The organism is Neobacillus niacini (assembly GCF_031456445.1).
Taxonomy (GTDB): Bacteria; Bacillota; Bacilli; order Bacillales; family Cytobacillaceae; genus Neobacillus; species Neobacillus niacini_I.
Map to the genome: position 1 here is coordinate 15,975 of NZ_JAVDUQ010000014.1, position 13,831 is coordinate 29,805.

At 40.7% G+C, this 13,831-nt stretch carries 10 protein-coding genes; 9 read left to right on the top strand and 1 reads right to left on the bottom strand.

Annotated elements, in window-relative coordinates; translation table 11 throughout:
* The first annotated feature begins 13 nt into the window (after window positions 1–13).
* From J2Y67_RS13200 to J2Y67_RS13215, 4 genes are read left to right on the top strand one after another with little or no spacing between them, the layout of a single operon-like run.
* Entirely contained in the window at window positions 14–1,318 is a 1,305-nt protein-coding gene (locus J2Y67_RS13200) for a toprim domain-containing protein (protein WP_310174720.1), read from the top strand.
* Window positions 1,294–2,721, top strand: a complete 1,428-nt coding sequence (locus J2Y67_RS13205) for a hypothetical protein (RefSeq protein ID WP_310174722.1) — start codon at window positions 1,294–1,296, stop codon at window positions 2,719–2,721. The genes J2Y67_RS13200 and J2Y67_RS13205 overlap by 25 nt, the downstream gene beginning before the upstream one ends.
* Window positions 2,666–3,364 (top strand): hypothetical protein, encoded by a 699-nt coding sequence (locus J2Y67_RS13210; RefSeq protein WP_310174880.1) that lies wholly within the window; start codon window positions 2,666–2,668, stop codon window positions 3,362–3,364. Before J2Y67_RS13205 ends, J2Y67_RS13210 begins: the two co-directional genes overlap by 56 nt.
* The gene (locus J2Y67_RS13215; RefSeq protein ID WP_310174724.1) at window positions 3,361–6,567 is read left to right on the top strand and encodes an AAA family ATPase; all 3,207 of its coding nucleotides are present in this window, start codon (window positions 3,361–3,363) and stop codon (window positions 6,565–6,567) included. The genes J2Y67_RS13210 and J2Y67_RS13215 overlap by 4 nt, the downstream gene beginning before the upstream one ends.
* Before the next feature lie 650 nt (window positions 6,568–7,217).
* Here the strand turns inward: J2Y67_RS13215 and purF are convergent.
* Window positions 7,218–8,597: an amidophosphoribosyltransferase gene (gene purF, locus J2Y67_RS13220; protein ID WP_310174726.1), complete on the bottom strand. Its 1,380-nt coding sequence runs from the start codon at window positions 8,595–8,597 to the stop codon at window positions 7,218–7,220.
* Window positions 8,598–8,757: 160 nt separating this feature from the next.
* Here purF and purK point away from each other — a divergent pair, with 160 nt between their 5' ends.
* Genes purK through purL form a run of 5 tightly spaced genes read left to right on the top strand, consistent with a single transcriptional unit; the run spans window position 8,758 to window position 13,816 of the window.
* Complete coding sequence (gene purK / locus J2Y67_RS13225; RefSeq protein WP_310174728.1) at window positions 8,758–9,885, top strand: 5-(carboxyamino)imidazole ribonucleotide synthase; 1,128 nt, start codon at window positions 8,758–8,760, stop codon at window positions 9,883–9,885.
* A gap of 46 nt (window positions 9,886–9,931) precedes the next feature.
* On the top strand, window positions 9,932–10,651 hold the full coding sequence (gene purC, locus J2Y67_RS13230; RefSeq protein ID WP_310174730.1) for a phosphoribosylaminoimidazolesuccinocarboxamide synthase: 720 nt from the start codon (window positions 9,932–9,934) through the stop codon (window positions 10,649–10,651).
* A complete protein-coding gene (purS, locus tag J2Y67_RS13235) occupies window positions 10,644–10,898 on the top strand; it encodes a phosphoribosylformylglycinamidine synthase subunit PurS (protein ID WP_310174733.1) in 255 nt (84 codons plus the stop codon). Before purC ends, purS begins: the two co-directional genes overlap by 8 nt.
* Window position 10,899: 1 nt before the next feature.
* The gene (gene purQ, locus J2Y67_RS13240) at window positions 10,900–11,583 is read left to right on the top strand and encodes a phosphoribosylformylglycinamidine synthase subunit PurQ (protein ID WP_310174735.1); all 684 of its coding nucleotides are present in this window, start codon (window positions 10,900–10,902) and stop codon (window positions 11,581–11,583) included.
* Window positions 11,570–13,816: a phosphoribosylformylglycinamidine synthase subunit PurL gene (gene purL / locus J2Y67_RS13245; protein WP_310174736.1), complete on the top strand. Its 2,247-nt coding sequence runs from the start codon at window positions 11,570–11,572 to the stop codon at window positions 13,814–13,816. The genes purQ and purL overlap by 14 nt, the downstream gene beginning before the upstream one ends.
* Window positions 13,817–13,831 lie beyond the last annotated feature (15 nt).

A 13,831-nucleotide genomic window follows, 5' to 3' on the forward strand; every position in this document is an offset into this window, starting at 1 on the left:
TGGAGAAAATAGGATGAATCAGGACGAAATTAATTATATCAATAACTTCATATTAAAAAATGGCGAGCGTTTAGATCTAACAGGCGCAATTCAAAGCGATGCATCTTTTGTTGAAATCAAAATCGTTAAACAAACAGAAAGAACGTATCGAGTGGTGGGATTCATAACCCTTGTAGCTAACAATCTAATCGATTCCAAAATGGTGGATGAACAATTATCTACTTTTACACCTAGAAAAAAGCTTCATTTAAATGAGCATGAACCCCAAACCTTAAAATGGTTTCAGCAGGGATTCATTATGAAGGAATTCCGTTTTAAAAAGGACGGAAAAACAGTAGAATCACAATATTATCGAATGGGTTATCCTTTGTATAAATTTTTAAAAGGGCAACTGCGTGCTGAGGAAGAAAAAATAGAAAACGAGTTTAACAGTTGGAAGAAAACCGCATCAACATTAGGGCAAATATGCACCAAGTCAAATCAACGGGAAAGTGGTTATCAAGCCTGCTTATCGATGATAAACGAGATTTGCCAAATTAGCTCCAATGAACTAAAAACTGCAGCACAATTTCCTGCAGGATGGTCATTCGCAAAAAGACTGAAATTCCTTCATTTTATGAATGCCTTTTGGCAATTATCCTTTCAAAAAGATGAATTTGATTGGAAGGAAATCGGAGCAAGCTATTATCAAAAAATCGGCGGATCTAAAGAATTTGACCGGTATAAAGATGACTATATTAATCTATTAGAGCAATGGGCAAGTTGGCCAGTCGCCTTGTTAGGAATGGCGAGTCTTGGAAAAATCACTCCGCTTTATTTTTCAGGACAAATAAGCGGTCATTTTTCGTCATACCGTTTTGGACCGGTTCATTCCTTAACAGACCTAGCTATTTCAGAAGAGCGTTATACAACAGATTCTACAACCCTTTGGCTTGTAGAGAATCGTGCAATTTTAACAAGGATGTCAGCTAAGAAGAATTTTCTTGAAGAAACTAATTCTCTCGTTATATGTGTAGATGGACATCTGCGCTCCTCACATAAGCATTGCATCCAACAGCTTTTGGCGGGCGGGAGGGTCAAGCAGGTATTGATTTGGAGTGACTACGATCCGGACGGTTTTCAAATAGCAAAAGAAGCCTATCTTACTGTTCTAGAAAAATTCGCTGGCACCATTAAATGGATTAGGCACGATTCAAATGTCCATACAAATTGGCAGGAATATGAAACCTACATGGAATTTCTATTGAAAGAAACTAAAATTGAACAAGAACAGGTTTTAGGAGGTGTTGAAGAATGGAAAAAGTGGATTCATCAATAATTTCCATTTTTCAAGCGGATGAATCGAATCCTGAAGTTCTGCAATCTCTAAAAGATATTGCCTCTTTATCAGGTGTCCTCAGTGATTTAGGATCACAAAACAATTATCAATCACCCGCAGAAATTTTACGGTTCCTTAAAATCATTCAACTAATTAATGAAGAAGCCCTTGGTTTAGATGATCCGATAGAAAATGCCGAAACGGTTTATTATCGCTATCGAAACCGATATACCGATCCTGAACCGCCATCTAAGAAAAAGGTAGAACAAATCGTCAATGTTCTCGTTAAATATAATTGGATTTCGAAAACCTCAAGACAGTTGAAAATGCGCGATGTCGGTAAGAGGATGATGGATGCACTGATCCGTTTGGCCAATGATTCGTTGGCTTACTATATGCATGACGATATTGGTCGATCACTTTTTCAAGCGAGACGGGATGCGGAATTAAGTGAAGCCTATGATGATCATGGAATCTCTGGCGGCAATAAGATTGCCAGTATGATTCGCAATGTGGAAAATGCGATTCAAATCATGAAAGAACGGGAATTGGAAATGCTCGCAGATCGGAATGCACTCCCGCAGCTGGAAGTGATTCACCAATTAATGCAGGAGCTCGAGGGGAAATTACAGGAACGCTTCAGACAGTTTCAAACCGTTGAAGAGAGCCTAGTTCTGTCTCATTTAATGCAAAAAGGGACAGCGGTCCTTGCTGAGGGGACGAATTTAAGCTTAGGGATGATCAACAAATACTTAAGATTTACCCATATGCAAAAAACACCATTATCCTCGACCATTCAACCTGAAAAGGTCCGGGCTTTTATCACGCAAATGTATGATCCCCCGCTTGACTCCGATGTTCCAAATGTTTATCAATTATTTAGTTTTATGGAGCAAGGACAGCATGAGGACGAGGCGATCGACGGTTTATGGATGCCTGTAAAGTTCGCAACACCAATCGGGCCTGCTGCGATTGATGCTGCCGTTTATTATCTCGAAACCTATGAACCGATGGCAGACCCTATTGATGAAATAGAAGAGGAACTTTATTATACGACAGAGGTCATTTCTGAAGGGGATATGGAAGAGTTCATGGGGGAAAGCCAGTGGAAGCTGACGAAATCGATGATTGAAACGGAAGCGATTGAAAATTACTTAAAAGAACATGATGAAGCTCCAATGGAACAGCTGGTGATCGAAGCCACTTCTTCTGCGTGGAGCGATGCTGTCAATGCCATAACGGCAGTAGCAGCGTTAGTTGGTAACAAAAAAATAACCGTATCAAAGCCCGCAGAAAAGGTGGAGATACCAAACTATGATCGAAAATGGGAGTGGATGAATCGTGACGATGGATCCAACATTATCAGAAATAGAAACAAACGTGAACAATCAGTTGAACGTTAATCCTTTAAATGTGATGCAATCATTAAAGGGATTCTTAACGGAAGAAGAGGAATTAACGTTCATGAACATACTTTTTTCCTCCTCCGCCTCGATCCGGTCTGGAAACTTCGGTCTTTCTAGAAAAGAGATTGAAAAACAGCTTCACATCCAAGGAAATGATGAGAAATTCCAATCTTTTCTCACAAGGGTCAACCAAGCTGTGAGTCGTTATATGAAAGTGATTTATGATGAACGCCGTGACCAAGTCATCGTTATGATGCGGGTCCCTGCAAGAGCTGCCCGTAATACGCTAACAAAGGAAAGCCTGGCCGTACTCCTCTATATGTTTTATCAACAGGAGGTTTTGCAGCATGAATTTACCTTATTTGACCAACTGTTAAATGCCTTTGGTCATGAAACGACTAAGGCCAACCAGCGTTTATTAATGAACATTGATCCACTCAAAAAAATTGGGGCGGTTGAGGAATATGATACAAACTCACAGGAAAAGGCCTATCAACTTACCGCCATTGGCGTTCATATGTTTACAGACTCATTCCTAAGAAGAACCGCTGAATTTAGTCAATCCAATCAATTAAACAAGGAAGAAGTGCTGAAGTTTTTCAAGCGCTATAATCTCTATCAAAAAGGTGATGCTGAATGATTCCATGGAGACTAACTTTTTCAGGTATTCGCGATTACCCGCCAACTTTACTAGATTTATCGGGGGAAAAAGACCATGTAATGATCACCGGTCCAAATGGGGCCGGTAAATCAACGATTACTTTTTGTATGGGTGCAGTATTATATTCTTCAAAGGTGGATGTCGAAGGGTTAAAATCACGAAATTTACCGGTGGACCAGACGTGGAAGGCGAAGATTTCTCTACTTTTTAAAAATGAAGGTTTCATGAAAATAGATGCCCCTTGTTTTGTTGAGTTCGGTTTAAAAATTAGTCAAGATCCGGGCCAGCCGATGAAAAAAGAGTTTAGGATTTCAACCGGAGATACCATCGACGAATGGGAAGAAACGATTCACTATACTTCCGGCGACAGGTTTTACAACTTTACCGGCTTTAAAAGGGACCTTCAATATAAATACAAAGTCGACCCGGATCTCTTCTATTTAATTTGGTATCAACAGGAAGTAAACCAATTCGCTGTGATGAATCCCGAGGAACGGTTTCGCATTTTTAGTGAAATGCACGGGATTGACCAGGTGCAGCGTGATTGGGAAGAGAGTATGGAGAAGGTAAAGGACAGCGAGGAGTCCCTCCGTGCTGCAGAATCGAATGTGAAGTTGATGAAATCGGAACTTTCAATGAAAAGGACGGCCTTGGATCGATATTTGGATAATCAAAGGCGCCTCAACCAAGGCGGGACGCTTTATACGGTTTCCATTTTACAATTGGAGGCTCATTATAAAAAGGAAATTGAGAGATTAGAAGAAGTTGTTTTAGGTTTAGAAGAAGAAATTGCAGAGGCAAAAGATGATTTGTCTATCAAAAAAGGATTAAAAGAGCATACCGATGAACAGCTTCAGGCTTCGAAAGCAAAGCGTAATCAAGTAGAAATGACGATTGGCGAGGTAGAGCTGGAGCGGGATCAATTGGATGAAAAGATTAAAAATCTCCAATTTCGAATTGTGGAATTAGATCGTGAATTAGAAGCGATTACGAAACGAAAAAATCAAGTCACGCGGACTGAAGAGGAAGTAAATACGGCTCTTAGTAAACTTTTAGCGGACCAGGAACGAACCAATGACCATTTTAGGCAAAACCAAGAACTATTGCGCGAAAAAGAAACTGAATGGCAGAAAAAGGTTGAGCTGATTACTCGGTTTGAACAAGAAATTGCAAATGATGAGCAAATGGAACAGGTGCACTGTGATCGATTACAACAGTACACGAGCAGCCATGAAGTCCAACAGAAGATCGATTCGCTTGAAGCAAGGGTTACTTTGAATAAAGAATATCGTTTTAATGACTCTATTAAATTAAAGGACTTGAAGGAAGAATTAAAGTTACTTTATGAGGACAGGGATTTTTCTTTAAGACAGATGGAGTCTATTAAATTTTTCGCTTCCTTAAACATAAAAGTCTATGCTCTTAGGGAATTATTAGAGCTGGATGAGCATGCACAGCCAAAAGATGAACAATTATTTAATGCTATAAAATATACAATCTTTTTCAATGGAAAAGCGATTGCCCCACCCAACGATCTATATCATGTGCCGTTAATGATGGTAGTTCCGGACAGGGTGGTAACAAAATTACCTTCTCTTCACTTACAGGTGAAGGAGGGATTAGATGAGGAAGTTCTAACTTTTGCGATGAAAGCTCTTTGGTGGGTGGAGCAATTTTTTAAAGGGAGCTCTTTTTCGATCAAAAATGGTTCTCTCATCGACCCTATGGGAATCCGTGGCCCGCAGGAAAAAGAACGGTATATCTTAAGTGCGAAAGCTTTAAAAAACCGCAAGCAGGAAGTCGAGAAGCTGGTGATGAATCTTTCTCAAAAACTAGCACGATTTGATGAAAACATAACTGCTGATACAAAAACGATTCAAGAATTAAATAGTATTATTCATCAAGTAAGAGAATCAGAAGCCTTTATGACAAATGAGTATGAAAGAATAGTAAGGAAAAACAAGCTGAAAGAAGAAATGCAGTTAAAAAATTCAATTGATGTGACAATCATTGAATTGAAACAAGCGCTGGAAAAATTAATGCGCCAACAAATACAGCAAGAAACTTTAAGGGCCGTTTTAGAGGAAGAAGCAAACATTTACGATGAACTTGGAAAAATGAAGGACAAGTATGAGGAGCGGAACCATTTACAAATTCAATACGATCAAAAAAATGAACTTCTTCGAAATGTTAAACGAAAGATTGATAGTTTGAATGATGACTTTAATCAGGTAGAAAGCGCCATTAACAGAACTGAACGAGAAATGACCAAATTGAATGGTGCTCTGGAGGACGCCGAACGAAAAATAGCAATCATTGAAAAACAAAAAAAGAATTACAGTGAGGACAAGGAATCTAATCAATTAGAACTCGTTCAAGTTATGAATGATCTAGTGGACTTACAAAAATTAATTCCGGCCATTTATGCTGATGCTAGTGCTATTACTGAGGGCGAGTCCGCACCATCTGTTCCGCAAATCAAAAAGAACCGTGAAAATGGTAAGGTTATGTTTGATAATGCTCGAACAGAGGCTGGAATTGATCCGGCCGCTCAGGAGAATTATGATACGGTAAAATCTGAATATGAGCGTTTGGATCATGAAAATAAAAGGATGAAAATCTTGCTTGATGAAGATAAAGAAAGGACCGAAAATCTGAAAGATCAATTGGAAACGACGATTAATATGCGTGTCCTTGAGTTGCAGCAGCGTTTTAAATCCTATATGAGCCAATTCCAGTTTGAGGGGGAAATTAGCTGGGAGTCCTATGAAGACAGGAGAAAACGGACCCACTTTCATTTGTATATAAAAGCTCGCAAAGAAGGACACCGAGGTGCAATGGAGGATGTTAGTATTAAAGCACGGGGCGGAAGAGTTGGAAAAGGGGTTTCCGGCGGAGAGGAATCGCTAAGTTCTCTGCTATTTGCGCTCGCCCTTTTACAAAATCTACAGACCGCTCCTGGGTTTATTGTGCTGGATGAGTTTGATAGTGCATTGGATGAGCATCGGAAGGTTAAAGTGTTTGATCTGTATGTAAATGAGCTAAAACGTAAGCTTATTATTCTTACACCTAAGTCACATGAAGAAGCGTATTTAGACCGATTTACGAAAGCTTTTGTGGTCCAACATGATCCAACGGTTCCTAAGAGTAGAGTTGTGGGGATTGTTAAGGCGATGAGTTAATCGGAAAGTGGCGTTTTGCTTCTTAGTTGGAAGATTTTAGGTCAGTGCCCGTGGAGCTTGATTTTTCCAAGAAACGGGCACTATGAGCCCTTGTCAGTGACCGCGAGGCTTAATTTTTCAAAGAAACGGGCACTATGAGCCCTTGTCAATGCCCGTGAAGCTTGATTTTTCTAAGAAACGGGCACTATGAGCCCTTGTCAATGCCCGTGAAGCTTGATTTTTCTAAGAAACGGGCACTATGAGCCCTTGTCAGTGCCCGTGGAGCTTGATTTTTCCAAGAAACGGGCACTATGAGCCCTTGTCAGTGCCCGTGAAGCTTGATTTTTCTAAGAAACGGGCATTATGAGCCCTTGTCAGTGCCCGTGGAGCTTAATTTTTCCAAGAAACGGGCACTATGAGCCCTTGTCAGTGCCCGTGGAGTTTGATTTTTTCAAGAAACGGGCACTATGAGTCCTTGTCAGTGCCCGTGGAGCTTGATTTTTCCAAGAAACGGGCACTATGAGTCCTTGTCAGTGCCCGTGAAGCTTGATTTTTCCAAGAAACGGGCACTATGAGCCCTTGTCAGTGCCCGTGGAGCTTAATTTTCCCAAGAAACGGGCACTATGAGCGCTTGTCAGTGACCGCGAGGCTCTTTTTGACTTTACTCAAGCTCATTTCAAGTACAATTTAGTTGGATAAGCCCCACTAAAACAAGCGATACAACGACTGCTCGTTTCTGCCAGATCAACATCTACTGCCTCCAATAATCCCTCGGTGCTTAAAAAAGCTAAGGTATCTGCGCCGATGACTTGTCCCATTGCTTGTTCATGTTCATGCTTGTTCGCAAATAGTTCTTCTTTTGTCGGCATATCCACACCATAAAAACAAGGATTTTTTACCATAGGCGAACTAATTCGAACATGGACTTCCTTAGCGCCAGCTTGCCGAATCAATTCAACAATCCGCTTACTTGTCGTTCCCCGAACAATCGAGTCATCTACTAAAACCACTCTTTTTCCTTCTAAAATTTCTTGTACAGCACTTAATTTCAAACGAACCGCCAAATCTCGCAATTCTTGAGTCGGTTCAATAAATGAACGTCCTGCATAGGGGTTTTTGATAATTCCCATTTCATATGGAATTCCTGATTGCCCAGAAAAACCAAGGGCGGCTGGGACACTCGATTCCGGAACGGCAACCACAACATCTGCTTCTATTGGATGCTCCTTGGCTAAAATTTGCCCTAATTCCTTTCGAATGGCTAATACACTTCTTCCTTGAATGACACTATCTGCACGAGCAAAATAAACAAATTCAAAAGAACAAAGGGAAACGTCACCTTTTGCAGCAAATCTTCCTGATTGAACCCCCTTTTCATCGACAAGAAGCCATTCACCTGGTTCAACATCTCGCCAAAATTTGGCATCAACTGCATTTAACGCGCATGTTTCAGAAGCGGCGATAATGGAATCACCAATTTTACCAAGACTAAGCGGTCTTAAACCCTGACGGTCTAAGGCAATTAACATTTGTTTTTCCGTCATAATGAGCACAGCAAACGAACCGTCTAGCCGTTTAAGCACATCAGGTCCCGCTTCAGAAAAATACTTTTTACTTGATCGGGCTATTAAGTGGGCGATAATTTCAGTATCTGTTGTTGTTTGAAAGATGCTTCCTTGCTGTTGCAGGACATCTCTTTCAATCCTTGCATTCACAAGGTTCCCATTATGAGCTACAGCCAAATCCCCTTCGCTGTATTTAAAGACAAGGGGTTGTGCATTTTGCAGTAAGCTTTCTCCAGAGGTGGAATAGCGAACATGGCCAATGGCCATATTTCCGTTCAGTTCATCAAGGGTCTTGCGAGAAAATACTTGAGTAACTAATCCCATTCCTCTATGATGCCTGAATGATTTTCCATCGCTTGCAACAATCCCCGCACTTTCCTGACCGCGATGCTGAAGAGCATGAAGTCCGTAATAAGTTAAATCAGCTGCTTTAGGGTGATTAAAGACTCCAAATACCCCGCATTTCTCCTGCATTTCCGAATTCATCTTGTCTTCCTCCTATTGAAATCATTTTTTTATTTTTGGCGTAAGGAGAATTTCTATCCTATTTGATTTTACATTTAAAGATTTTTGAGGCTAAAAAAGTAAAAGCATGTATTACGGGAAAGTCTAAAAATAAACTTTGGCTTTAAGGAGGGGAACATTTATGAAAGTAATTAAACCCGGATCTACGATTGGCATTTTAGGCGGAGGACAGCTGGGAAGAATGATTTCGATTGCGGGAAGAAATATGGGGTATCGCTTCATTACTTTGGACCCGACACCCGACTCTCCCTGCGGACAGGCAGCCGATCGCCAAATTATCGCTTCCTTTTCGGAGCTAAATGCGGCAAAGGAATTAGCAAACTCTTCAGACGTCATTACATATGAATTTGAAAATGTTGATTCTGATGTTGCTTCTATTTTAGAAACAACATCTTTTGTTCCACAGGGAAGTGAGCTCTTAAAAATTACCCAAAACCGTATTCGAGAAAAATCTACGTTACAGTCTAACGATGTGCCTGTTGCTCCCTTTATGGTGATTCAATCTGAAAAGGATATTCACAGAGCAGTAGATCGCTTTGGCTTTCCCTGTGTCATGAAGACCGCGACAGGGGGTTATGATGGAAAAGGGCAATGGGTGATACGCGAAAAGGATCAAATACCCATTGCAGTTGAGGCATTGAAGCATTCAGGTGTAGAAATGATCATGGAACAATTTATTTCATTTAGTAAGGAACTATCCGTGATTGTAGCAAGGAATTTAGCAGGTCAGGCAAAAACCTTCCCTGTAGCTGAAAATATTCATATTAACAATATCCTTCATCAATCCATTGTCCCAGCAAGAATTACTGAGGAGCAAAGGAAGCAGGCGGAGATAGTTGCTTTGAAAGTGGCAGAATCACTAAAAGCAGTAGGCTTAATTGCTATAGAAATGTTTCTTACGAACGATGGTGCTATTTTAGTAAATGAATTAGCCCCTAGACCCCATAATTCCGGTCATTATTCTATGGATGCATGTGTAACCTCACAGTTTGAACAACATATTCGGGCAATATGTGGACTGCCTTTAGGAGATACTACTCTTTTAAGTCCGATTATTATGGTGAATATATTAGGTCAGCATTTAGGTAAAGTGTTAGATAAGCTGGACCGGCTTCCTACAACAGCCAAACTACATTTGTATGGGAAAAAGGAATCAAAAGAGAACAGGAAAATGGGGCATATTAATTTTTTAGGGTCTTCATTTGAACAAGTCTTCCAACAAATTGAAGAACTGAAAATTTGGGATTAATAAAAGATGGCTCCTGCCCAAAAGACCATTAAAGGAGAAAAAAGAGATGGAAAAATTAGAAATGCTTTATGAGGGAAAAGCTAAAAAAGTGTTCAAGACATCTGAACCAGGAAAGTATTGGATTGAATATAAAGATGATGCCACAGCCTTTAATGGGGAAAAGAAAGGGACGATTGCCGGGAAAGGAACCATGAACAACGAGATTAGTGCCATTTTTCTTACCTTGTTGAAGGAAAAAGGGCTAAACAATCATTTTATTAAACGAATATCTGAAACGGAACAAATTGTCAGACAAGTAGAGATTATCCCAATTGAGGTTGTGGTTCGAAATATAGCGGCAGGTTCACTCGCTAAAAGACTTGGGTGGAAGGAGGGGAAGGTGCTCCCACAAGCCATAGTGGAATACTATTACAAAAATGATGAACTGGGAGACCCTATCATTAACAATGATCACATTGCCCTTCTTGGCTTGGCTTCAGAATCAGACTTAACAGAAATTCGAAACCAAGCACTGAAAATTAATGAAATTTTGCAAGACTTTCTCTTAACGAAAGAACTTATCTTAGTCGATTTTAAATTGGAATTCGGTAAAACGCCAGAAGGTGAAATCATTTTAGCTGATGAAATTTCCCCTGATACATGTAGGTTCTGGGATGCACAAACAAAGGAAAAATTAGATAAAGATCGATTCAGACGAGATTTAGGTAACGTGGAAGAAGCTTATCAAGAAATATTACGAAGAATTGGGGGTACTGTTGGTGTTTAAGGCAATCGTCTATGTAACTTTACGGGAAAGTGTTTTGGATCCACAAGGAAATGCGGTTCACGAATCTCTTCATTCACTTGGATATGATGAGGTTGGAGAAGTACGAATAGGAAAATATATGGAGCTAGAAGTTAATAGTGAGGAACAAAAAATGGCGGAGGAACGGGTTAAGGATATGTGTGAAAAGCTTTTAGCCAACACGGTAATTGAGGACTATAGGTTTGAGCTGAAGAAGGGAGAAAATTAAAGTGAACTTTGCTGTACTTGTTTTTCCTGGTTCGAACTGTGATGTGGATATGTATAAGGCAGTTGTTGATACGATTGAACAACCAGTAGAGTACGTATGGCATCTGGAAACAGACCTATCTAAATATGATGGAATCCTTGTTCCAGGGGGATTCTCTTATGGAGATTATTTGCGTCCTGGTGCAGTGGCAAGTTTATCTCCTGTAATGGAGCAAGTTAAAATTGCAGCAGAAGCTGGAAAGTTGATTCTTGGAGTTTGTAATGGCTTTCAAATTTTAACAGAAACAGGTCTTTTACCTGGGGCGTTGAGAAGAAACCAGCGATTAAAGTTTCATTGTGAAACAATCAATCTAATCGTCGAAAATAACCAAACCCCATTTACTTTAGGATATAAAGAAAGAGAGATGATCCAGATTCCGATTGCCCATGGGGACGGAAATTACTATTGTGATCAAGAGACATTAGATCATTTAGAAAAGAATAAACAAATTGTTTTTCGATATGAAGGAAAAAATCCAAATGGATCAATTTCTGAAATTGCCGGGGTCATCAATGAAAGAGGAAATGTCTTAGGGTTAATGCCCCATCCGGAACGTGCGGTTCATAAATGGCTGGGATCTGATGACGGTAAGCGGATGTTTTCATCTATTTTAAGTTACTGGAGGAAACAAAATGGAACAGCATAACGAACCAACCCCAGAGCAAATTTTCGAAGAAAAAATTTATCGGGAAATGGGTTTGACCGACGAAGAATTTGACAAAATGATCGAAATACTCGGGCGAAAACCTAATTATACGGAAACGGGGATTTTTAGTGTAATGTGGTCGGAGCACTGCAGTTATAAAAATTCCAAAGTAGTTCTACGAAGGTTTCCCACTTCTGGTCCTCGTGTTCTTCAAGGCCCTGGAGAAGGAGCGGGTATCGTAGATATCGGGGATCAACAAGCGGTTGTTTTTAAAATAGAAAGCCATAATCACCCATCAGCCATTGAGCCCTACCAAGGGGCAGCTACTGGTGTTGGGGGAATTATCCGTGATGTTTTTTCAATGGGGGCCCGTCCCATTGCATTATTGAATTCACTCCGTTTTGGTGAATTAGATAACCCAAAAACCAAATATTTATTTGAAAACGTTGTCGCTGGGATCGCCGGATATGGGAATTGTATGGGGATTCCAACCGTAGGAGGTGAGATTTATTTTGATTCCTCTTATGAAGGAAACCCCCTCGTAAATGCGATGTGTGTAGGATTAATCGATCATGATCAAATTCAAAAAGGTGTAGCAAAAGGGATTGGTAACCCTGTCATTTATGTCGGTGCAGCAACCGGAAGAGATGGCATTCATGGGGCTACATTCGCTTCAGAGGAGTTAAGTGAAAATTCCGAAGCCAAACGTCCGGCTGTTCAAGTTGGAGATCCCTTTATGGAAAAATTGTTACTAGAAGCGACGTTGGAGTTGATTTCCTCAGGACATGTGGTCGGAATTCAAGATATGGGAGCGGCAGGATTAACCAGCTCTAGCTCTGAAATGGCCAGTAAAGCCGGAAATGGCATTGAGTTGAATCTTGACCTTGTTCCGCAGCGGGAAAAAGGAATGAACGCTTACGAAATGATGCTTTCGGAATCCCAAGAACGAATGCTGGTCGTAGCAAAAAGAGGAAAAGAAGAGGAAGTTGAAAAGATATTTAACAAATGGGGACTCCATTCTGCAGTAATTGGAAGAGTAACTGATGATAATCAACTTCGAATCCTCCATCAAGGGGGAGTAGTCGCAGAAATTCCTGCGGATAAGCTAGCAGAAGATGCACCTGTGTATTGTAAACCCTCTAAAGTGGCTCCTTACTATGAAAAATATTCAACATTGGATCCTGCTGCAGAATTAGAAGAGCCAACGGACTTTAATTCTGTATTAAAACAACTGTTAGCATCCGCGACGATTGCCAGCAAAGAATGGGTATATCAGCAGTATGACTATATGGTAAGAACCAATACGGCTGTCATCCCAGGGTCGGACGCGGCTGTAGTGGCCATCCGGGGAACACGGAAAGCTTTGGCGATGACGACAGATTGCAATGGAAGATATGTGTATCTTGATCCCTTTACTGGAGGTGCCATTGCAGTAGCAGAAGCAGCTCGCAACGTTGTTTGTTCCGGTGCTGAGCCCCTTGCTATAACCGATAATTTAAATTTTGGCAGCCCGGAAAAACCGGAAATCTTCTGGCAGTTTGAAAAAGCAGCTGATGGCATTAGTGAAGCATGCCGGCAGCTGAATACCCCGGTCATTGGCGGAAATGTCAGTCTTTATAACGAATCAAACGGAGAAGCAATCTTTCCTACCCCAACCATTGGGATGGTGGGCTTAATTCAAGATATCGAACATATAACCACGCAGGAATTTAAAAAAGAAGGAGATTCCATCTTTTTAGTCGGTGAAACCAAAGAGGAATTAGGCGGTTCGGAATATCAAAAATTAGTGAAAGGGAAAATTGAAGGACGGCCGCCACAATTAAATCTTGAGTTTGAACGGAGCATCCAAGCTTTCACACTCAAGGTAATTCAAGAGGGTATCGTTCAGTCTGCCCATGATGCTGCTGAAGGAGGGTTAGCTGTTGCCATAGCTGAAAGCTGCATTGGTGGGAATATGGGGGCAGAAATTCATTTAAATGATGAACTAAGAACTGACATTTCTCTATTTAGTGAAACTCAATCCCGAATCGTTCTTTCTGTCTTAAAGGAACACGTCGAAAAGGTACAAGAAATAGCGGGGCAAATGCAGGTGCCACTAAAAGAACTTGGTAAAGTAACAGGGAATGAACTGTCAATTTCACATAATGGTAAAACCGTCCTTTCAATGCCTATTGTTGAACTCTCCGCAGCCTGGAGAAATGCCATTCCCAATATTATGCGTTCGGGTCGATGAAAAAACACACAAGAA